Consider the following 21,014-nt stretch of genomic DNA (forward strand, 5'->3'; position numbering starts at 1 on the left):
AAATCAGGGTCGGGCCCCGTTCATCTCCATGAACGGGGCTTTTGTGCGTAAAAAAGAATGTTTCTCGACAACCCACGGCATAATGCGCGCCGTGATGACAATTTTTAAACGAACAAGGCGAGTGACGTGTTGAAGAAAACCCTGTTCCAGTTGCACTGGTTTTTCGGCATCAGCGCCGGGCTGGTCCTGGCCCTGATGGGCATCACCGGGGCAACGGTGTCGTTTCAGGATGAAATCCTGAACGTGCTCAACCCCTCCGTGTTGCAGGTCGAGAAGCAGGTCGCCGGCGTCCTGCCGCCCGTCGAACTGGTCGAGCGCATCGAAGCCGCGTCCGGCAAAAAAGTCTCGATGCTTTCCGTCGAGACCGACAGCGGCCATGCAGCCAAGGTGTTTTTCACCCCGCCACCGGGCCAGCGCCGTGGCGAGATGCGCTACGTCGACCCGTATACCGCCGAACTCATGGGCGATGCCACCGGCCAGGATTTCTTCGGCTTCGTGCTGCAATTGCACCGCTTCCTGGCCATCGGCGACACCGGTCGCAACATCACTGGCGCGTGCACGCTGATCCTGGTGTTCTTCTGCCTTTCCGGCCTGTACCTGCGCTGGCCGCGCCAGTGGAACAAATGGCGGGCCTGGCTGACCCTGGACTGGAAGAAAAAAGGCCGCAGCTTCAACTGGGATTTGCACTCGGTCGCCGGCACCTGGTGCCTGGTGTTTTACCTCTTGGCGGCACTGACCGGGTTGTCCTGGTCGTATGAGTGGTACAGCAAAGGCCTGACCCGATTGCTCTCCGACGCCCCGCAAAACGAGCGCGTGCGCGGTGGTCGTGGTCCGGCGCCAAGCGGTCCGGCGCCCACCGCCGACTACGCGGCCATCTGGAGCAGCATCTACAGCGCCGCAGGCCCGGCACTCAGCGCCTACAACATCCGTATGCCGCCTGTGGCCGGCCAGCCGGCGACGGTGTTCTACCTGCTGAAAACCTCCCCCCACGACCGCGCCCTGAACCAGATCACCCTCGATCCGGCGACCGGCATCGTCAAGCAGCACGACCGCTACAGCGACAAGAGCCTCAAGGCGCAATGGCTGACCAGCATTTATGCACTGCATGTCGGCAGCTACTTCGGCATTGTCGGGCGAATCATTCTGACGATTACCGCACTGACCATGCCGTTGTTTTTCGTCACTGGCTGGATGCTGTACCTCGATCGTCGCCGCAAGAAAAAGCAGATCAAGGACGCGCGCATAGGTCTCGAACAACCGGGCAGCGATGCACCGGCATGGCTGATCGGTTTCGCCAGCCAAAGTGGATTTGCAGAACAATTGGCGTGGCGGACCGCCGGCCAATTGCAGGCCGCCGGCGTGCCGGTGAACGTGCAGCCGCTGGCGAGTGTCAGTGAACAGGATCTGCTGAATTCCACTAACGCGCTGTTCGTGGTCAGTACCTTCGGCGACGGTGAAGCACCGGACAGTGCGCGAGGGTTCGAACGCAAGGTGCTGGGTCGGGCGTCGAGCCTTGAGCGCTTGAACTACGCCGTGCTCGGCCTGGGTGATCGCCAGTACCAACACTTCTGCGGCTTCGCCCGACGCTTGCACACCTGGCTGGGCGAGCACGGCGGAAAAACCTTGTTCGCCCCGGTGGAAGTCGACAGCGGTGATCCGTACGCCTTACGCCACTGGCAACAACAACTGGGCCTGTTGACCGGGCAAGCACCGGTCGACACCTGGCAGGCACCGAGCTACGACCACTGGACGCTGACCCGCCGCGAATTGATGAACCCGGACAGCATTGGCTCGCCGGTGTACTTGCTGGGCCTCGCCGCCCCGTCCACCAGCAGTTGGCTGGCGGGTGATCTGGTGGAAGTACTGCCTCGTAACTGCCCGTGGGCCATTGAGCACTTCCTTGATGGCCTGGGCTTAGACGGGCGCGCTGCGGTTGCATTGGATGGCTTGTCACAACCGTTGGAGCAAGCCCTCGCCACGCGTCAGCTGCCGGAGAACCGAGCCCATCTGGTCGGCCTGCACGCTCAGGCCCTGCTCGATGCGCTGGTGCCATTGGCCATGCGCGAATACTCCATTGCTTCGATTGCGGCTGACGGCATTCTGGAACTGATCGTGCGCCAGGAAATGCACACCGATGGCAGCCTGGGCATCGGCTCCGGCTGGCTGACCGAACACGCTCCCGTGGGGGGCACCATCCGCCTGCGAGTGCGGCGCAACAGCGGGTTCCATCTGCCAGTCGAGCCGGTGCCGATGATCCTGCTGGGCAACGGCACCGGTCTGGCCGGGTTGCGCAGTTTGCTCAAGGCGCGCATTGCCGACGGACAACAACGGCACTGGCTGCTGTTTGGCGAGCGCAATCGGGAACACGATTACCTGTGCCGCGATGAGCTGGAGGAGTGGTTGATTTCAGGCGATCTGGAGCGACTGGATCTGGCGTTCTCGCGAGATCAGGCCGAGAAGATTTATGTTCAGGATCGCCTGCGTGAGTCGGCGGATGAGTTGAAGCAATGGCTGGCTGATGGCGCCGTCATCTACATCTGCGGCAGCTTGCAGGGGATGGCGTCGGGTGTGGATCACGTGCTCAATGAAGTGCTCGGGAGCGCGGAGGTCGATCGCCTGATCGAACAAGGCCGCTACCGCCGCGACGTCTACTGAATCCCCGCACTTCCTGTAGGAGTGAGCCTGCTCGCGATGAGGCCATCACATTCAACAGCATCGTTGACTGTGAGGTCGCCATCGCGAGCAGGCTCGCTCCTACAGGGGGCTGGCGTACAACCATCAGACCGGCTGCACTTTCTGCTCAAACACACTGACCCCATCCAGATCCCGCAACACCACGCTCATCTCCCCCGTCTGCCCATCAATATTCACCTCGCCAAAAAACTGAAACCCGGCAAACGGTGAAGTGTTCTGCGCCGGCGGCGCCTTCTGGAATACCACCTGCGGCCCGAACGTCTTATCCAGAGGATTCGGCCCAAAACTCCCGGCGTTCAGCGGCCCGGCGACAAACTCCCAGAACGGTTCAAAGTCCTGAAACGCGGCACGATCCGGGTGGTAGTGATGCGCCGCGCAGTAATGCACATCCGCCGTCAAAAACACGAAGTTGCGCACCTGTTGCGCCCGCAGGAAACCCAGCAATTCAGCGATTTCCAGTTCACGCCCCTGGGCCGGTCCCGGGTCGCCATTGGCGACCGCTTCCCAGCGCGCCACACCCGGGCTGACTTCACCGTCGGGCACGTCCAAACCAATGGGCATGTCGGCGGCGATGACTTTCCATTGGGCTTGCGAGCCTTTCAATACCTGCTTGAGCCAGTCCAGTTGCTCGCGCCCGAGAAAGGGTTTTGCCGCGCCGAGGTTGTCGTCGTTGGCGCCGCGGTAACTGCGCATGTCGAGTACAAACACATCGAGCATGGGCCCATAGCTGAGCTTGCGATAAATCCGCCCACCGTTATCGGCGCTCTGCAAACGCATCGGAGCGTATTCGAGCCAGGCTTGTCGCGCGCGGCCAACCAGGTTGTGGATATCTTTCTCCTGATAGCGCGCATCGAGTTGCTTGCCAGGCGACCAGTTGTTCACCACTTCATGGTCGTCCCATTGCCAGATCTGCGGAACCTCGGCGTTGAAGCGACGGATATTTTCGTCCATCAAGTTGTAGCGATAGTTACCACGAAAATCGTCGAGGTTTTGCGCCACCTTGCTCTTGGCTTCGGTAGTGATGTTGCGCCACACCCGACCACTTTCAGTAGCCAGTTGCGCGGGCACCGGGCCGTCAGCGTAGATGGTGTCGCCGCTGTGGATAAAGAAGTCCGGCAGGCGCAATCGCATGGCTTCGTAGATGCGCATGCCGCCGATGTCCGGGTTGATGCCGAAGCCCTGGCCGACGGTGTCGCCACTCCAGACAAAACGGAGGTCGCGACGGGTTTGCGGCACGCTGCGCAAATGGCCAAACCAGGGTTCGCTGGCGACACCGCTTTGGGCATCTTCGAAGGTCACGCGATAGAAAATCGCCTGATCGGCAGGCAGGCCGGTGAGTTCGACCCGCGCAGTGAAATCGGTGCGCGCATCCGCCAGTGGCGAGACAAATCGGCGCGGGTTGCTGAACAGGCTGCGGGTGTCCCATTCCACAACCATCCGCGCGGGGCGGTCGCTGCGGCTCCAGACCATCGCCCGATCGCCCAGCAGGTCGCCGGACTGCACGCCGTCAGTGAGTTGCGGACGATCCTTGACCGAGGCGATCACGGCCGGCGCCAGCGCCGGCAATAACAGCCCGGCGCCCACCGCTTGCATGACCCGACGGCGACCGAGGTCGAATTCGCTCATGGTGTTCTCCCTGAAAAGGAAAACTAAAGCACATGCCCATGAAACCGGTGTGACACATAACTACCTTGTAGGAGGGTGGTGGTCAGGCGTTGGCGGGCTCCAGTGCCTGCTCCACCGTTTCAGGCCGTTTGAGCAGCGCATACGCCACCGCCGTCAGCAGGCTCCCGGCGACAATCGCCAGCAAGTACAACAGCGCATGATTGATCGCATTCGGGATCGCCAGCACAAACAAACCACCGTGCGGCGCCATCAGCTTGCAGCCGAAATACATCGACAACGCCCCGGTCAGTGCACCACCGGCAATGCTCGCCGGGATGACCCGCAGAGGGTCTTTCGCCGCAAACGGAATCGCGCCTTCAGAGATGAAGCACAACCCCAGCACCAACGCCGCTTTACCGGCCTCGCGCTCGGTCTGGGCAAACTTGCGCCGTGCGATGATCGTGGCGATGCCGAGGCCAATCGGCGGCACCATGCCGGCGGCCATGGTCGCGGCCATCGGTGCATAGCTCTGTGACGCCAACAGGCCCACCGAGAACGCGTAAGCCGCCTTGTTGATCGGCCCGCCAAGGTCCACGCACATCATGCCGCCCAGCAACACACCGAGCAGAATCGCGTTGGTGGTGCCCATGCTATCGAGGAAGTGGGTCAGCCCTTCGAGCATCCCGGCCACCGGTTTGCCGACCACGTAAATCATCACCAGGCCGGTGAACAGACTCGCCAGCAACGGGATGATCAGGATCGGTTTCAGCGCCTCGAGACTCTGCGGCAAACGCGCGTAGCGGTTGATCGCCTGCGCCGCATAACCGGCGATGAAACCGGCAATGATCCCGCCGATAAAACCGGCCCCGAGGGTACTCGCCAGTAGACCGCCAATCATCCCGGGCGCCAGGCCCGGCCGGTCGGCAATCGAGTAGGCGATGTAACCCGCCAGCAGCGGCACCATCAACTTGAACGCGGTTTCGCCGCCGATCTGCATCAGCGCTGCCGCCAACGTGCCCTGCTCCTTGAAGGCGGTGATGCCGAACACAAAGGACAACGCGATCATCAAGCCGCCCGCCACCACCATCGGCAGCATGAACGACACACCGGTCAACAGGTGTTTATAGACGCCGGTTTTCTCTTGTTTGACCGGGCCGTTGGCGCCGCTGGCAGCGCTTTCCTGCCGACCTTCGGCCAGTGCATTGTTCAGCGTCGCCTCGGCCTGTTTCAGCGCAATGCCGGTGCCGCAGCGGTAAATTTTCTTGCCGGCGAAACGCTCAGTGGCGACTTCGATATCACAGGCCAGCAGCACCACGTCGGCATCGGCAATCGCCGCCGCGCTCAACGGATTGCGCGCACCGACCGAGCCCTGGGTTTCCACTTGCAGGTCGTAACCCAGACGCTTGGCGGCTTGTTGCAGGGCTTCGGCGGCCATGAACGTGTGCGCGACGCCGGTCGGGCACGCGGTGATCGCGACCAGTCGAGGCGCGTTCTTAGTGAGGACGGCGGACTCGGCGACCGCGTCAGGGGCAACGTACACCTGAGCTTCTTGAGCACCGCGCCGCAGCACCGCTTCAACATCTTGTAGGGCTTGCGCCGGGGTGCTCTGGAACACGCGTTTGCCGACGAATCGCGTCATGTCCACCGGCACGCTGGTCACCAGCAACACCCACTCCGCACCCTCGATCGTGGCCGCCGACAGCTGACGCTCCGGATGCGTCGCATCCACCACTTCAACGCACGTCATCCAGCCCTGTCGCTGAGCCGCCGCATCGAGCAAACGGGCGCACAGCACACTGGTGACCATGCCGTTCGGACAGGCCGTAACAATGGCTAACTTCATCACAAACCCTCTTATTGTTCTGTCAGGGGGCGCACGCGCACGCCCTGTTCGAGCTGCGCCAATTGCGCGGCATCGCCGATGCCGAAACCGATCTGGGTGACCGCCATCGCGGCAATCGCCGTGGCGGTGCGCAGGGTCTGTGCAGGCGTGTCGGCGCTGAGCAAACCATGGAGCATGCCAGCCAATAACGAATCGCCCGCGCCCACCGTGCTGGCGACGCTGACCTTGGGCGGCGTGGCATGCAGCGCCGAACCGACACTGAACCAGTTCACGCCATCAGCCCCGTGCGAGATCACCACGTGCTCGATGCCTTGAGCATGCAAGCGGCTCGCGGCCTGGGCCTGTGCCGCGACCGAGACAACCTCGCATCCCAGCGCATCGGCCAGCTCTTCGGTGTTGGGTTTGATCAGCCACGGGCCGGCCTTGAGCGCCGCCCGCAACGCCTCGCCGCTGGTGTCGAGGGCGACGTTTAACCCGAGTTTTTTCAAGCGCATGATCAACGCCTGCAACCAGTGCGCACTGACGCCCAGCGGCAAGCTTCCGGCGACGACCACAGCATCATGGCCGGGTGCGATCTGCTCAAGACGATCAAGCAACGCCTGCTGCGCCGCTTCACTCACGCGCGGCCCCGGACCGTTGACATCGGTGATGCGCCCGTCGCTTTCCGCCAGTTTGATGTTGCTGCGAATCTCGCCGGGAACGCGGATAAACGCGTCGACAAAACCACGTCTGGCAAACAGGGTTTCGAACGCCTGCAGATTGTCTTCCCCGAGGAAACCGCTGACGGTGAGCTGATGACCAAGGTCCGCGAGCACTTGCGCCACGTTTATGCCTTTACCGGCAGCGTGTGTGTGCATCGCGTCGCTGCGGTTGACCTGGCCGGGTTCAAGACGCGGCAACTGGACGGTCAGGTCCAGCGCCGGGTTGAGGGTCAGGGTTAAAATCCGGGCCATTACAGAGCCTCCACTAATGCGCGCACTTCATTGGCGCAGCCCACGGCCAGGGCCTGTCGAGCGAGAATTTGCGTCTGGGCGAGGCTGAGTTCGCGAATGCGCGCCTTGACCTCGGCAATGCTACGCCCAGACACGCTGAGTTCGTCCACACCAAGCCCGACCAGTACCGGCACCGCCAGTGGGTCCGCCGCCAACTCGCCGCACACACCGACCCATTTGCCATGGGCATGCGCCGCGCGCACGGTGATGTCGATCAGTTGCAGCACCGCCGGGTGCAAGCCGTCAGCCTGGGCGGACAAGGTCGGATGACCACGGTCGATGGCCAGGGTGTATTGGGTCAGGTCGTTGGTGCCGACGCTGAAGAAGTCGACCTCTTTGGCCAGCACCGGCGCCAGCAATGCCGCCGACGGCACTTCGATCATGATCCCCAGTTGCAGGTCGGCGACCGGGATTTCCAGGCGCAAGCGCTCGGTCATGTCCCGCGCCTGACGCCATTCATCGACGCTGCCGACCATTGGAAACATGATCCGCAGCGGACGGTTATCGGCGGCCCGCAGCAGGGCGCGCAATTGCGCTTCCATGATTTTCGGGCGCTGCAGGGTCAGGCGAATACCGCGTACGCCGAGGAACGGGTTTTCTTCTTTGGCGATCGGCCAATACGGCAGCGGTTTGTCGCCACCGACGTCGAGGGTGCGCACCACCAGCGGCCGACCGGCCAGGCCGTCGAGGACGCGACGGTATTCGACTTCCTGAGTGGCCTCATCGGGCGCTTGCGTATGGGCCATGAAAATCAGCTCGGTGCGCATCAAGCCAATGCCTTCGGCACCCTGCTCTACCGCACTGACTACACCGGCGCTCTCGCCAATGTTGGCGAACACTTCGACCGCGTGGCCATCGGTGGTCAGCGCCGGTTGATGACGTTGTTCAGCGGCCACTTTCAAGCGCTGTTCGCGGGTGTCGCGTTCTTCGGTGGCGCGTTGCAAGGTCAGCGCATCGGCGTCCACATGCAGGCGCCCGCGTTGGCCGTCAATCAGCAACCGCGTGCCCGGCGCCAACAGCAACACCGCCGCGCCAGCACCGACCAGCGCCGGAATTCCCAGCGCCCGGGCGACAATCGCGCTGTGCGCCGTGGCGCCGCCGCGAGCCGTGAGAATGCCGGCGACGCGGGCCGGATCGAGACGCGCGACGTCTGACGGACCGACTTCGTCCATCACCAGAATGTAGGGCTGGTCCGGCTCACTCGGGGTTTCGACGCCGCTCAGTTGCGCCAACACGCGCCGGCCGATGTCGCGCAAGTCCGCCGCACGCTCGGCGAGCAACGTATCCTGCAACGACTCCTGCTGCCTGGCCGCCGCTTCGATCACCGCCATCCACGCCGCTTCGGCGCTTTCGCCTTGCTTGAGGCGAGTGTCGACTTCATCGGTCAGTTCCGGGTCGTCGAGCATTTCCTGATGGGTGATGAAAATCTCGCGAATCGCCTTGGAGGTGCTGCGCTCGATCAGGCCTTCGATGTCGCGACGTACCTGCGCCAGCGCCTGTTTGAGACGCTCGCGCTCGACGGCGGCTGACTCACCGCGCAGCGGGTATTCGATGGTTTGCAACACTTGAACATGCGCCGGGCCGATGGCAATGCCCGGGGCCGCGGCGATGGCTTGAATCAGGCTGCCGGACGCCGGGGCAAGCAGCACTTCGGCTATCTCGGCGATTTCTTCGCGCTGCTGGCTCACGGCTGGCAACGGCTCGATTTCTTCGCCGAGGCCTTCTTCGATGGCGGCCAACAAGGCCGGCAAGGCATCGGCGGCGATGCTCGGTTCGGCGATGAACTCCAGCACCTGCCCCCGACGGGCGCCGAGGCTGAGCAGTTTGCTCAAGCTTTTCACCGACACCGCGCTGTCCTGGCCGTCGACGATGCGCACGCGAATTTCGCCTTCAAAACTTTTCGCTAACTGGGCGAGGATCTTCGCCGGGCGCGCGTGCAAGCCGTGGGCGTTGGCCAGTGCGATGCGCGCGCTCGGCCAGTCCGCCGGCAATTCACCGCCAAGGACTTCGAGCACTTTGCGGCTGCTGGTGGCGCGGCCCAGTTCGTGGCCACGGCCTTCAATCAGCAACGCACACAGACGTTCGAGCAAGGCCTGATGGGCTTCACCGAGGCTGGCCAGGCAGAACAGACCGCTGAGCGGCTGGCCAAGGTAGCGAATCGGTTTGTCCGGGGTGACGAAGGCCAGACCCGGGCGCTTGACCGTTTGTTCGCTGTGTAACCACCACAAGCCATCGCCCAGCGGCAACGCTTCGACCTGTTGCAACACGGCGGAGAAACCGTTGCTCACGCAATCTGCCTGACGCAGCAAACGCGCACCGCGCCAGACCAGTTCTTCGAAGTCATCGGCCGACACACCCAAGCCGATCATCTGCGCATCCAGCGCCAATTCCTGCGGCGCGCCTTGCAGCAGTTTCAACAAGGCCTCGGCGGAGCTTGCGCGACGCAGGGCCTGGCCCAGGTCGGTTTCGCCGAGGGCGCGGGTCAACAGTTGCAGCAAGCGTAAATGTTCGTCGGACTTGGCCGCGATGCCGATCGCCAGGTACACGATCTGGCCGTCGCCCCAATCCACGCCTTCGGGAAACTGCATCAGCCGCACGCCAGTGGAAAACACCAGGTCGCGGGTTTGCGGTGTACCGTGAGGGATGGCAATACCTTGACCGAGAAAAGTCGAGCCCTGAGCCTCACGCGCCTGCAAACCGGCCAGGTACCCGTCGGCGACCAGGCCATCGGCAACCAGATGCTCGGCCAGTAGCTGCAACGCAGCGGATTTATCCACAGCCGACTGGCCCATGGATATCTGCTCTAGAGTGAGCTCGAGCATGCTTTCTCCTTTTTGGCGTCTGAGGGCGCCAGGTATTGTTTTGAATGAATCAGCTTAAGCGCTTAACCGTCACTTTTGGCGGTTTCACGGCAGAACCGGCCAAGAGTGCTTATAACCCTGAAAATACGCCTGCTGAAACGTTTAATCTAGAACACTTGGCACGTTACTCGATAATGCCTCATCCTTGAAGCCCAACTTGTCGGATGTGCGTGAACAATAGTCGCCTGCCGGATTCGGGTAGGATTGACGGAAATGTCGGCCGAAAAACAAGGAAACCCGCGTTGAAACTCAGTGATATCGCACAGTTGGCCGGTGTGTCCGTAACCACCGCCAGTTATGTCATTAATGGCAAAGCCGAACAGCAACGCATCAGCAGTGCCACCGTCGAGCGCGTGCGCGCGGTCGTCGAACAGCATGGCTTTACACCCAATCCTCAAGCGGCCGGGTTGCGCAGCCGGCACACGCGCACCCTGGGTTTTATTCTGCCGGACCTGGAAAACCCCAGTTATGCGCGAATCGCCAAACTGCTGGAACAAGGCGCCCGGGCGCGCGGCTATCAGTTGCTGATCGCCAGCTCCGACGATGCGCCCGACAGCGAGCGGCAATTGCTCAAACTGTTCCGCGCCCGGCGCTGCGATGCGCTGATCGTCGCCAGTTGCCTGCCGACTGATGACGACAGCTATCGCCAGTTGCAGGCCAAAGGCATGCCGATCATCGCCATCGACCGGGTCATGGAGCCCGAGCATTTTTGCTCGGTGATCAGTGACGACCGCGAGGCCAGCCTGCAATTGACCCGCAGTCTCCTGGACCCGCTACCCAAGCAGATCGCCTTGATTGGCGCGCGTCCCGAGTTGAGCATCAGCCAGGAACGCGCTGCCGGCTTCAAAGAAGCGCTGCACGGGTTCGAAGGCCAGGTGCTGATCGAGCACGGCGAATCGTTCAGCCGCGAGTGCGGCAAGCAATTGATGGAAGAAATGCTCCAGCGTCTGGGGCATTTGCCAGACGCCCTGGTGACCACCTCCTACGTGTTGCTTCAGGGGGTGTTCGATGCCTTGCATGACTTCCCGCTAAAAACCCGTCCGTTGCGCCTGGGGACATTCGGTGACACCCAGTTGCTGGACTTCCTGCCGCTGCCGGTCAACGCCATGGCCCAGCAGCATCAGTTGATCGCCGATAAAGCCCTGGCGCTGGCGCTGGCCGCCATCGAGCAGTCCGATTACCAACCCGGCGTGCAGGCCATCGCGCGGACCTTCAAGCAGCGTATTCACCGGGACTGAACCGTGGAGCTGATCGACACCCACACTCATCTGGATTTTCCGGATTTCGACGCGGATCGTCAGGCGTTGCTGGCCGAAAGCCGCGCCTTGGGCGTGCGTCGAATGGTGGTGTTGGGGGTGTATCAGGCGAATTGGCAGCGAGTCTGGGACCTGGTGCAAAGCGATCCCGACTTGCATGCGGCATTCGGTTTGCACCCGGTGCATCTGGAGGACCATCGACCTGAAGATCTACAAGAACTCGGTGACTGGCTGACGCGCTTGGCCGGTCATCGGCAGTTGTGCGCCGTGGGCGAGATCGGTCTGGATTACTTCATCGAAACCCTGGACCGCGAGCGCCAGCAAGCGCTGTTCGCCGCGCAACTGCAACTGGCGGCGGACTTCAATCTGCCGGCGCTGATCCATGTGCGGCGCAGCCACGCGGCGGTGATTGCCACGCTGAAACGCTTTCGATTGAGTCGTGCCGGGATCATCCACGCCTTTGCGGGCAGCAAAGAAGAAGCGCGCGAGTACATCAAGCTTGGTTTCAAACTGGGTCTGGGTGGCGCCGCGACCTGGCCACAGGCGCTGCGCATGCACCGTGTGCTCGCCGAATTGCCACTCGGGTCCGTGGTGCTGGAAACCGATTCACCGGACATGGCACCGGCCATGTTTCCCGGCCAACGCAACAGCCCGGCGCACCTGCCGGCGATCTGCTCGGCGCTGGCGCAGATCATGGCGATCAGCCCTGAGCAATTGGCCAGCGCCAGCACGGCCAATGCCTGCGAACTGTTCAACTGGTAATCAGTCGGCGTGGGCCTTGGCGGCTTCCAGAATCAGCGTGATGTGTTGCCGGTGATGGGCGAACTGTATGACGACGAAGTAGAACAAAATGGCGGCCAGCGAAAAATTCAGCTGTTCGACGACGCTGAGCATGCCGATCCATTCCATGACCAACGCCACCAGGATCGCGGTGCACACCATCACCAGGGTACTCGCCCGCAGCAAACCGAGTGAATCGAGCGATTTGAAGCGTTTGATCTGTTTCGGGTCGCTCAATTGCAAGGCTTTGTGGCAGTGCGTGCAGGCGAATGATTCGTTGATCGCAATCGCGTTGAGTTGCCAGGCTTCCAGCCGCAGGGTGCTCCCGCAGTGAGCGCAGTGCCCCTGAATTCCCAGTGTTGCAACAGACATTACCGCGCCTCCTCAGGGCTGGCCAGAGTGAATGATCTTCCTTCATTGAAGACGAAAAATCAGAGCTCGGAGGAAAAGAGGACAAATCTCATCCGCAACGGAAACAAATATTACAGATTGTTCGCAGAACCTGTAGGAGTGAGCCTGCTCGCGATAGCAGTGTGACAATCAACTAATTTGCTGAATGTTTGACCGTTATCGCGAGCAGGCTCACTCCTACAAGGGGCTTTACACCCGGAAGGCGCTGATCAGGTGCTTGAGTTCCACCACCTGGGCCGACAACGCGCGGCTGGCATCCTCGGTCTGGTGCGCCCCTTCGGCGGTGCGCTCGCCTGCGCGGTTGATCTCGACGATGTTCTGATCAATGTCGTGGGCGACGGCAGTCTGCTGCTCGACCGCAGCAGCGATCTGCTGGTTCTGGTCCACGATCATGCCGACGGCGCCGAGGATGTTTTCCAGCGCCTGCTGGACCTTTTCCGACTGCCCGACCGTGCCATCGGCCACCTGATGGCTGATGCCCATGGCCTTCACCGCCGCGCCGACGCCGCTGTGAAGCTTGGTGATCATCTGCTCGATCTCTTCGGTCGATTGCTGGGTGCGCTTGGCCAGCGTGCGGACCTCATCGGCCACCACCGCAAACCCGCGGCCCTGCTCACCGGCCCGAGCGGCTTCAATGGCCGCATTGAGGGCCAGAAGATTGGTCTGTTCGGCGATGCTCTTGATCACTTCCAGCACGCGGCTGATGGACTGGCTGTCGCTGGCCAGTTGATTGATCACGATCACTGACTGATCGATCTCACTGGCCAATTGCGCGATGCTGCCTTGTTGGGACGCCACCAGACCGCGACCGCTGATGGTCTCGTCGTTGACGCTGTGGGCGCTGCTGACTGCGGCAGCGGCACTGCGCGCTACCTCAAGGGAGGTGGCCGACATCTGGTTCATGGCCGTGGCGACCTGCTCGATCTGCGAACGTTGCCCGGCCACCGCCAGGTTGCTCTGGGTAGAAACGCTTTGCACCTGCCCGGCCTGGCGCTCGACCTCATTGACGGTCTTGCCGACGCGTTCGATCAGGTCATGAATTTTCTTCACCGTGCCGTTGAACACCTCGCCCAACTCGCCGAGCTCATCGCGACTTTCTGCGCGGAAGGTCACCGTCATGTCGCCCGCAGCAACCGTGTCCATCATGGCGCCAAGACGCTTGAGGGTGGTGCGGGTCGACGCATAAAAGCCGCCGTAAAGGTAGAAAATCAACACAAACACCACCGACAACGCCACAGCCTGCAAAACCATATGGGTGCGGTTCTGCTCCAGTCGCTGCTGCAACTGAGTACCGAGGAACTTCAGGGTGGCTTCGTTGAGTTGATAGGTCTGGTCCATCAGGCCGGTGACCTGATCGTAAAAGCCCTGCCAGGGTGCATCGAGGGTGTCGGCCATCACCACTTGTTCTTCGAACAGCTCGCTGGCTTTTTTCAGCGAGGCCTTGCTGCTGTCAGCTTGAGCGGCCAGGGTTTCCCGTGCCGCTTTGCTGGAACCCAGTGCGTCCTGCAACTTCAGGCCGTATTCACCCTGGAGCTTTTCGATCTGCGCCAACAGTTCATCGAATCGAGTGCTCGACGCCGAGTTGAGAAAGCCTTGGCCGAGGGAAAAGGAACCCATCGCCCGGCCTTCGCCGAGCAGTTGGGTCACCGGAGGAGTGACGTTGGTAATCAGTTCGCTCAGTTGGCGCATGTCGCTTTGGCTGTCGCGACTGAGGCCGGCCTGAGTGGCGATGATCTGGCTGAAAATCTGCGCGTTGCCCAGCAGTTTGCCGATCATTCCGCTTTTACTTTGCAGGGAGGTTTCCGTTTGCTGGGCCTTGAACGCGGCGATCATTTCATCGCGTTTACCGTCGAAAACCGTGATCTGCTCAGGATCAGTGGTCATCGCGGTCAGCCCTTGCAGGCGCGCCAGAATGCTTTGCTCCAAGGTGCCGATCTTCGACTCGACGTTGCCGGCTTTGCCGGACTGGCCGAGCGTGACGTTGATCTGTACCAGATTGTTCAGGGTCTCCAGGTCACGCCGCAACGTCATGCCGCTGCCCAGCAGGTCGAGGCTTTGCAGCTCGACTTGCGTGCCCTGAAATTCGCGATAGGAGTCGCGCACCAGATAAAAGTTGGTGACCAGCATGGGCACAAGGAACAGCACGCTGATCAAGCTGAACTTCATGCCGAAGCTCAGGCGGTTCATCAGTGCGACGGCGGGATAGAGCAAGCTCTTCACTGGAAGTCTCCCATTGCATTCTTATTTTTATTTGGCAGGCGCGACTCGGCGGCAGATAGCCACTATTCAGCGCTATCCCTGTATATCTTAAATCGGCAGGGGGTTTTGTAACTTAAGGTTAACGAGGGCAGGCAAATCCCGGTAGCCGCTGGCGCAGGCTGCGTCAGCGGCTACCGGGATTGAGATGCTAAGGGAGGACTGTCCACAGCGCAAAACCGGCGTACCAAAGCACTGCCGCGCGCAACAGTAGCTCCCAGATCCGGTCCAGACTGTTGATGCCATCCGGTCCGACGACCGGTGCAGGGATTTCACCGGCCACCATGCCGACCTTCTCGATCAGTTGAGCGGCGCTGATGTTCCAGTTCAGCAACTCATGCAACATCACCCGGCCGACCGCCACAAAGTTGCCGACCAGTGCAAAACTTGCCGCCAGCAACCGCACGGGCACCCAATCAAAGGCGTGACGCAATTGTGCCGCGCGTTCGACCACGGCCGGGTTCTGTCCATGCTCTTCGGCCAGCGCCAGCAAGCGATAGCTCAGGGCGGCCACCGGACCCAGCAGGAAGTACCAGAAAATGACCGCAAAGAAACTCTGGTAAGCCTCCCAGAGGAGGTGCGCTTCGACCCGTTCCAGCAATTGCTCGCCGCTTTCGGCGCAAATATCAAGGTCTCGTTTGGCCACATGCGCGGCGGCTTGCAGGTCTTCCCGGCGCCAGGCATCGCGAAACGGCCCCAGCCCGGCCAGCAGATCACCGCGCCCCAGGCTGTAAATCACCACCAGCAAATGCACCGGTAACGCCAACAGACCATAGGCCACGGGCTCCAGCACCACCAGCAACAACCCCAGCAGCGCGACCGGCAACAACACCATAATGACCAAAATCAACCATGGCCGGTTGATCAGGCGTGGCATGACCTCAAGCTTGTTCAGCTCGCGCACCCAACCGCCATCACGCTGTACCCGATGGCGCAATGCCGAGAACTTCTCGATCCATACCGCCAACAGCAACACCAGAAAACTCATTGTCCTTCCTCTTTTGCCAGGGCCGCGCGATAGCGTGCCCAGTCGAACGCCGGTCCTGGATCGGTCTTGCGCCCCGGGGCAATGTCGCTGTGCCCGCAAATGCGCTGCGCAGTGATGTCGGTGTAGGCGCTTTGCAGCTGCCGGGTCAAGGCCGTCAGCACCTGATACTGAGCTTCGGTGAAAGGCAGATCATCCGTGCCTTCGAGTTCGATGCCCACGGAAAAATCGTTACAGGTTTCCCGGCCCTCGAAACTCGAGATGCCGGCGTGCCAGGCGCGCTCAAGACAAGAGACAAACTGAGTGACAGTGCCGTCACGCTCAATCAGAAAGTGCGCTGACACCCGCAAGTCAGCAATACCTTCAAAATAAGGATGCTCCGTGACATCCAGACGATTCTGGAAGAATTCCTGCACTTTGCCGGTCGCGAACTGCGCTGGCGGCAAGCTGATGTTGTGGATCACCAGCAGGGAAATTTCGCCCGAGGGGCGCGCATTGAAGTTGGGTGAGGGGCATAAACGCACGTCCTGGCACCAACCGCTCGCGGGGTCCAACTGCATACAGGTTCCTTCAGCGACGACTGTGTTGGTGCCCAGTATGCCGCGATAGCCCACCGGGACGCGATCACTTGCCGCGATTGAGGCGGCGCAGGTTACCGAGCACCGAGGCCAGCGCCCGGTCAAACAGCAACGTATTGTCCAACGCGCGCACCGCGCCGCGACGAAATTCCAGAGCCAGGCCCGCACGGCTGCGCTCCAACACTTTCAGGCCGGTGCGATTGACGAAGATGTAGTTGCCGGTGGCTTCAATGATCGCGGCCAGTTTACAGCGCAGGGGGTTTTCGTCGTCCTCCAGAAACTCCACCCAGCAGCCGGGATGCAGTTGATCCACTTGCAGCAGGCTGGCGTCATCCGCCGGCAAACGGGCGGACATCTCGACCGGTCCTTCGTCTGCGGTTTGCAGGGCGATTTCCTGCGTCATCCAGACCATCACCGGCGCCTCGACAGACGCGTCGTTTGCCTGCCCCGGATACATGAACAGTTGAACGTGCAAGGTTTCCAGCTCGCTGAAAAACTCGCTGGTGGCGAAAGGATCGAACGCCGAGCTGCTCAGCCCGTCACGCAATGACTTCAGTAGCCCAGGCACCAGCGCCAGCAGACGCTGGCTCGCATCGGGCTCGTCGTGACGCTGCACACTCCAGATCAGTTGCTCCATGGTGTGGAGGTCCGCACGCCATTCAGCCGAGTGCTCACCGTGTTTGAGGCAAGTCAGCAGCAGCACTTGGCTCCAGGCCTCCTGGACAAACACCACCACCGCTTGCGGCAGCACTTTGCCCAACAACGCCTGATTCAGGGCCTGCTCGACACGCTTGCGAGCCAGTTCGGTCCTGGCACGGCCCTCTTCGGCATCACGGGTGCGCTGCTCCAGTAACTCACTGCGACGGCGCTCATCACTGGTGAAGGCGAGAAAATCCGCCAGCAGCTCGGAAAAAATCGCCGGGTCGTCAGCAAAGTCGTTCAACAGATGCTGCACCACCTGTTCGATGCGCAGGTACAGGCTGTCGCGCTCATGGTCCTCGCACTCACCCCAGCCCATGGCCGCGGCGGCGATTTCGTTGAGCAAGCGTCGGGCTGGATGGCTGCTTCGGCTGAAGAAACTCTTGTCGAGCACCGCCACTTTCAGCATCGGGATCTGCAGGCGACCGATCAGCGCCTTGAGCGAATCCGGCAGGTTACGGTCATCGAGCATGCATTCAAACAGCATGGCAATCAGGTTGATCACATCTTCATCAGCGACCCCGACCACGCGCGACGTGCCGCTTTTGACACTGCCCCGTGTCAGCAGTTGTTCGAGCTGGTTACGCAGATCGAAATCGTCCTGAGCCGTCAGGGCCGGCACGTGTTGCTGCAGGTGCGAGAGCATGCGCAACAAGTCCTGCGTGGAAATGGGTCGTGTCTCGGCGCTGGCCTCAAGGGTCGGCGCGACACTGCCGCGCACAGGCAGCAGCAGTACCTGCAAGGCAGCAAAAACCTCGTCGATCTGTGCCGTGTCCGAGTGGCTGTTCGCCTGTGAAGGCTGGTCATCCGCGCTGGACATCGTACGATCTGCCGCACGCCGCGTGGGAGCCGGCTTGAGCTCGGGCAATACGCCGGTGGCGGCAAGTAACTGATTGGATTGAGCGTAGAGCTGATCGGCGCTACTGAGCACATAGCGCTCGAACAATTTGAGGATGATCAGCTTGACCTTGATCTCCACCCCCAGGTTGCGCCCGGCCTGCAAGAAATACTCGCACAGCATCGCCGGGCCCACGGGGTTGCGCTGATCGTCCAGCGGTTTACCGAGCAACACACCGAGCCGCGTGGTGAGCTGACCGAGGGCAACACCTTCACGGTTCAGCACTTTATTGACCATCGCCTCCACCGCGACGCTGCGCTCCCTGTCGTCGGGGCGTTGTGTCGAGGCGTCAAGGGTCAATGCCTGGGGCAATGCAGCCTGAGTCGTGTCGTATTGAGTGAGGCTGACAAACGCCTCGAAGAAGTGCTCGAGGAACCCACGCTCGATGCTTTTACGCTTGAGGCGCAAATCGCGCATGGCTTCAAAATAGAGGTTCTGCTCGACGTCATTGCGGGCCCGATCGGCCATTTCGAACAAGGTGTCGTCGGCATTATCGAACAGATCCTGCAATCCCTGCCGAAGCTGCAGTGCAGCCTTGTCGCGAACCTGAAGCAGAATCACAGGCAGGCGGGCGAGCGGCGAATGAGTCGCCTGATCGGTAGCGCCTTTGTGAAAAGGCACTACGTTCCCGTCGTTGTGCATCCAAGCCTCCTGAAAGGGTGATGTTCCGGACGGAAAACAATCCGAAAACACGTCAAAGCCATGACGTCAAAAGCAAGGCGAATTATCTTGCAAAAAGCACCTGCTGTGCCAGCAGACTCGTCATCTCCCTTCAAATAGACGCAGCGGCCGGGCGGCGACTTAGGCGATAAATCGACCAAATGCACGCTTGCGCGCAAACGGAAAGCCTCTGACTCCTTGGGTTGGCTCGTGCCATACCCCTATAATCGGACCACTTTGTTTGTGGAGTCCGTTATGCCGAATCTACGTCTCGCCGACTTGACCGCCGAAATCGAAGCCAACGTACGTCGTGCGTTGCTCGAAGACATCGGCAGCGGCGATATCACCGCACAGTTGATCCCAGCCGAACGCCTGGCGAAAGCCACCATCATCACGCGTGATGCCGCCGTCATTGCCGGCACGGCGTGGGTCGATGCAGTGTTCCGGCAACTGGATCCACGGGTCGCGGTGCATTGGCAGGTGCGTGATGGCGAACGGGTTCAACCCAATCAGGCGCTGTTTCACCTCGAAGGTCCGGCGCGCTCACTACTCACAGGCGAACGCAGTGCGCTGAACTTCCTGCAATTGCTGTCGGGCGTGGCCACGCGTGCGCAGCATCTGGCGGACTTTGTTGCCAGCACCCGGGTCAAGTTGCTCGACACTCGCAAAACCCTGCCGGGTCTGCGTCTGGCGCAAAAATACGCCGTGACGTGCGGCGGCTGCCACAACCACCGCATCGGTCTCTACGACGCCTTCCTGATCAAGGAAAACCACATCGCTGCCAGCGGTGGCATCCCTGAAGCCATTAATGCCGCGCACAAGATTGCCCCGGGTAAACCGGTGGAGATCGAAGTGGAAAGTCTCAAGGAACTCAAGGAAGCGTTGGCGGCGGGTGCCGACATCATCATGCTCGATGAGTTGAGCCTGGATGACATGCGTGAAGCTGTGCGCCTGAACGCGGGCAAGGCAAAACTGGAGGCCAGCGGCGGGATCAACGAAAGTACGCTGCTACCAATCGCCGAAACCGGGGTGGATTACATTTCGATTGGTGCGATGACCAAGGACGTGAAGGCTGTCGACCTGTCGATGCGCCTCAGCCTCTAAAACGCAGCTACGAGCGGTAAGCTCCAAGTTTCAAGCAGTTTTGCTTTTACTTGCAGCTTACCGCTTGAAACCTGAAGCGGCTCTCAGACCACCAGATTATTCATCTCGCAGTACTCTTCCCACTCAACGCCCAGCACCTCGGCTGCCTCCTTGTGCAGCGCCAGGCGCGCAGCCTCGAACTCTTCCGGGGTCGAGGTGTACTTGAGCGTCAATTCCCACGGCTGCAAGCCCTGTGACTCTGCCTCATCCTCGAACGCCCATTGAATCTGGTCTTTCTGATCGTCGGCCGGCAGGTCCTTGATCTCTTCGGCGAGCTGGGGCGAATCCAGCAAATACTTTTTGAGCGCTTCTGCGTGTCTGGCTTCTTGGGTCAATTCTTTAACGGTCATGTCGTTCTCGCTGATCTGGGGAATGGAAGATGGATCTGGATCATCAAGGATCTCTCTGACGCAAAAAACCGTGTGAAGCCCGGTTTGTCTGGCCTTCAGAACCATTCGGGGATCATCTGAAAACTGCAAGGTGATGCGTGTGCAGGCTCCGAATATAGGACGTTTGGTTGGCGATTTATATGGACTTGTACATCAAATCTACAAAAAAACGCTGAAGGGGCCTTTTTGAAAATATTGTCTCGCGTCGCCGGAACAACGCTATAACGGCAAAGTCATAGCGATGTGCCATATAGGCACTTCACAAGGAAGCCTAGTGATGTCCAGTCTTGCAAAGCATTCATCTGCCCTTCTCGCAACCAGCACGGCGGCCCTACTTCTCGCCGGCCTGGCACTGTCCAGTACCGCTCACGCCGGTTTGGAGTTCAGCACCAACAGTTCCAGCTCAAGCGACAAATTCCTCACCTTTCACAATTTGTATGGCAAAGATGTGATGACGAGGAGCGATATCAGTATCGACATGGTGACGCAATTACAGAGCACCGCTAAAACCAACACGACTGACATCCAGAACCTTGAGAAAACCGTCAAGGAACAATCCAGACTGATCGAAGAACTCAAAAAGAATGCGGGGTCCGGTTCAAGCTCGAGTGCCAGCGAAACCGCTAACCTCAAGCGAACCGTCAGCGAGCAGGACAACGCCCTGAAAAAACTCGCCAGTCAAATAGACGATCTCAAGCGCACCAGCGATCAGCTCAAACGTACCGTGGATGACCTGAGTAGAAAGGTGAAATAACAGCGGGGATGGTGCCCGAGACAGGAGTCGAACCTGCGACCTTCGCGTTACGAGTGCGCTGCTCTACCAACTGAGCTACACGGGCAGTGGGCTAAACCTAGCACCGGGTTCGAGGGCCAGCAACTTCACACCCTGTTTTGCAGACAAAAAAATGCCCCGCAGTGTTCACTGCGGGGCATTTTTTATAACGTTGAAGCGGTCAGGCGTGGG

General features: G+C 60.7%; 15 protein-coding genes, 1 tRNA gene and 1 pseudogene. 5 read left to right on the forward strand and 12 right to left on the reverse strand.

Going from position 1 to position 21,014, the window contains the following annotated elements:
- The first annotated feature begins 126 nt into the window (after positions 1–126).
- Complete coding sequence (locus J2X66_RS10960; protein ID WP_310263989.1) at positions 127–2,655, forward strand: sulfite reductase flavoprotein subunit alpha; 2,529 nt, start codon at positions 127–129, stop codon at positions 2,653–2,655.
- A gap of 123 nt (positions 2,656–2,778) precedes the next feature.
- Here J2X66_RS10960 and J2X66_RS10965 read toward each other — a convergent pair whose 3' ends face one another.
- The 4 genes from J2X66_RS10965 to ptsP all read right to left on the reverse strand — a co-directional run bounded on the left by J2X66_RS10965 (position 2,779) and on the right by ptsP (position 9,956).
- Positions 2,779–4,320 (reverse strand): alkaline phosphatase D family protein, encoded by a 1,542-nt coding sequence (locus J2X66_RS10965; protein ID WP_310263993.1) that lies wholly within the window; start codon positions 4,318–4,320, stop codon positions 2,779–2,781.
- 82 nt (positions 4,321–4,402) lie between these two features.
- On the reverse strand, positions 4,403–6,142 hold the full coding sequence (locus tag J2X66_RS10970; RefSeq protein WP_310263996.1) for a PTS fructose-like transporter subunit IIB: 1,740 nt from the start codon (positions 6,140–6,142) through the stop codon (positions 4,403–4,405).
- 11 nt (positions 6,143–6,153) lie between these two features.
- A complete protein-coding gene (gene pfkB / locus J2X66_RS10975) occupies positions 6,154–7,095 on the reverse strand; it encodes a 1-phosphofructokinase (protein WP_310263998.1) in 942 nt (313 codons plus the stop codon).
- On the reverse strand, positions 7,095–9,956 hold the full coding sequence (ptsP, locus tag J2X66_RS10980) for a phosphoenolpyruvate--protein phosphotransferase (RefSeq protein ID WP_310264001.1): 2,862 nt from the start codon (positions 9,954–9,956) through the stop codon (positions 7,095–7,097). The genes pfkB and ptsP overlap by 1 nt, the downstream gene beginning before the upstream one ends.
- 281 nt (positions 9,957–10,237) lie before the next feature.
- On the opposite strand from ptsP, the gene cra reads away from it, so the two are divergent.
- On the forward strand, positions 10,238–11,233 hold the full coding sequence (cra, locus tag J2X66_RS10985) for a catabolite repressor/activator (RefSeq protein ID WP_027924475.1): 996 nt from the start codon (positions 10,238–10,240) through the stop codon (positions 11,231–11,233).
- Between the two features lie 3 nt (positions 11,234–11,236).
- On the forward strand, positions 11,237–12,013 hold the full coding sequence (locus tag J2X66_RS10990) for a TatD family hydrolase (protein ID WP_310264009.1): 777 nt from the start codon (positions 11,237–11,239) through the stop codon (positions 12,011–12,013).
- On the opposite strand, the gene J2X66_RS10995 is transcribed toward J2X66_RS10990, so the two are convergent.
- The 6 genes and pseudogenes from J2X66_RS10995 to J2X66_RS11015 all read right to left on the reverse strand — a co-directional run bounded on the left by J2X66_RS10995 (position 12,014) and on the right by J2X66_RS11015 (position 18,500).
- A complete protein-coding gene (locus J2X66_RS10995) occupies positions 12,014–12,403 on the reverse strand; it encodes a hypothetical protein (protein ID WP_027924473.1) in 390 nt (129 codons plus the stop codon). It lies immediately after the preceding gene.
- Positions 12,404–12,631: 228 nt separating this feature from the next.
- A complete protein-coding gene (locus J2X66_RS30180) occupies positions 12,632–13,561 on the reverse strand; it encodes a methyl-accepting chemotaxis protein (RefSeq protein WP_405046767.1) in 930 nt (309 codons plus the stop codon).
- Positions 13,538–14,629 (reverse strand): annotated as a pseudogene (locus tag J2X66_RS30185) (methyl-accepting chemotaxis protein); the annotation flags it as partial. The pseudogene J2X66_RS30185 and the gene J2X66_RS30180, both read right to left, overlap by 24 nt.
- A gap of 220 nt (positions 14,630–14,849) precedes the next feature.
- Positions 14,850–15,686 (reverse strand): regulatory signaling modulator protein AmpE, encoded by an 837-nt coding sequence (gene ampE, locus J2X66_RS11005; protein ID WP_194940817.1) that lies wholly within the window; start codon positions 15,684–15,686, stop codon positions 14,850–14,852.
- Positions 15,683–16,243: a 1,6-anhydro-N-acetylmuramyl-L-alanine amidase AmpD gene (gene ampD, locus J2X66_RS11010; RefSeq protein WP_310264015.1), complete on the reverse strand. Its 561-nt coding sequence runs from the start codon at positions 16,241–16,243 to the stop codon at positions 15,683–15,685. The genes ampE and ampD overlap by 4 nt, the downstream gene beginning before the upstream one ends.
- 64 nt (positions 16,244–16,307) lie before the next feature.
- The gene (locus tag J2X66_RS11015) at positions 16,308–18,500 is read right to left on the reverse strand and encodes a DUF1631 domain-containing protein (protein WP_310264019.1); all 2,193 of its coding nucleotides are present in this window, start codon (positions 18,498–18,500) and stop codon (positions 16,308–16,310) included.
- 273 nt (positions 18,501–18,773) lie between these two features.
- On the opposite strand from J2X66_RS11015, the gene nadC reads away from it, so the two are divergent.
- On the forward strand, positions 18,774–19,622 hold the full coding sequence (gene nadC, locus J2X66_RS11020) for a carboxylating nicotinate-nucleotide diphosphorylase (RefSeq protein WP_310264021.1): 849 nt from the start codon (positions 18,774–18,776) through the stop codon (positions 19,620–19,622).
- Between the two features lie 83 nt (positions 19,623–19,705).
- Here the strand turns inward: nadC and J2X66_RS11025 are convergent, their stop codons facing one another.
- Positions 19,706–20,011, reverse strand: coding sequence for a DUF6388 family protein (locus J2X66_RS11025; protein WP_310264023.1), 306 nt, complete (start codon positions 20,009–20,011; stop codon positions 19,706–19,708).
- Between the two features lie 316 nt (positions 20,012–20,327).
- Between J2X66_RS11025 and J2X66_RS11030 the strand changes: the two genes are divergently transcribed.
- The gene (locus J2X66_RS11030) at positions 20,328–20,804 is read left to right on the forward strand and encodes a hypothetical protein (RefSeq protein WP_310264179.1); all 477 of its coding nucleotides are present in this window, start codon (positions 20,328–20,330) and stop codon (positions 20,802–20,804) included.
- A gap of 9 nt (positions 20,805–20,813) precedes the next feature.
- Here the strand turns inward: J2X66_RS11030 and J2X66_RS11035 are convergent.
- Positions 20,814–20,889, reverse strand: a tRNA-Thr gene (locus J2X66_RS11035).
- Between the last annotated feature and the right edge of the window lie 125 nt (positions 20,890–21,014).

The sequence above is a fragment of the Pseudomonas sp. 3296 genome (assembly GCF_031456615.1).
Classification (GTDB): Bacteria; Pseudomonadota; Gammaproteobacteria; order Pseudomonadales; family Pseudomonadaceae; genus Aquipseudomonas; species Aquipseudomonas mucoides.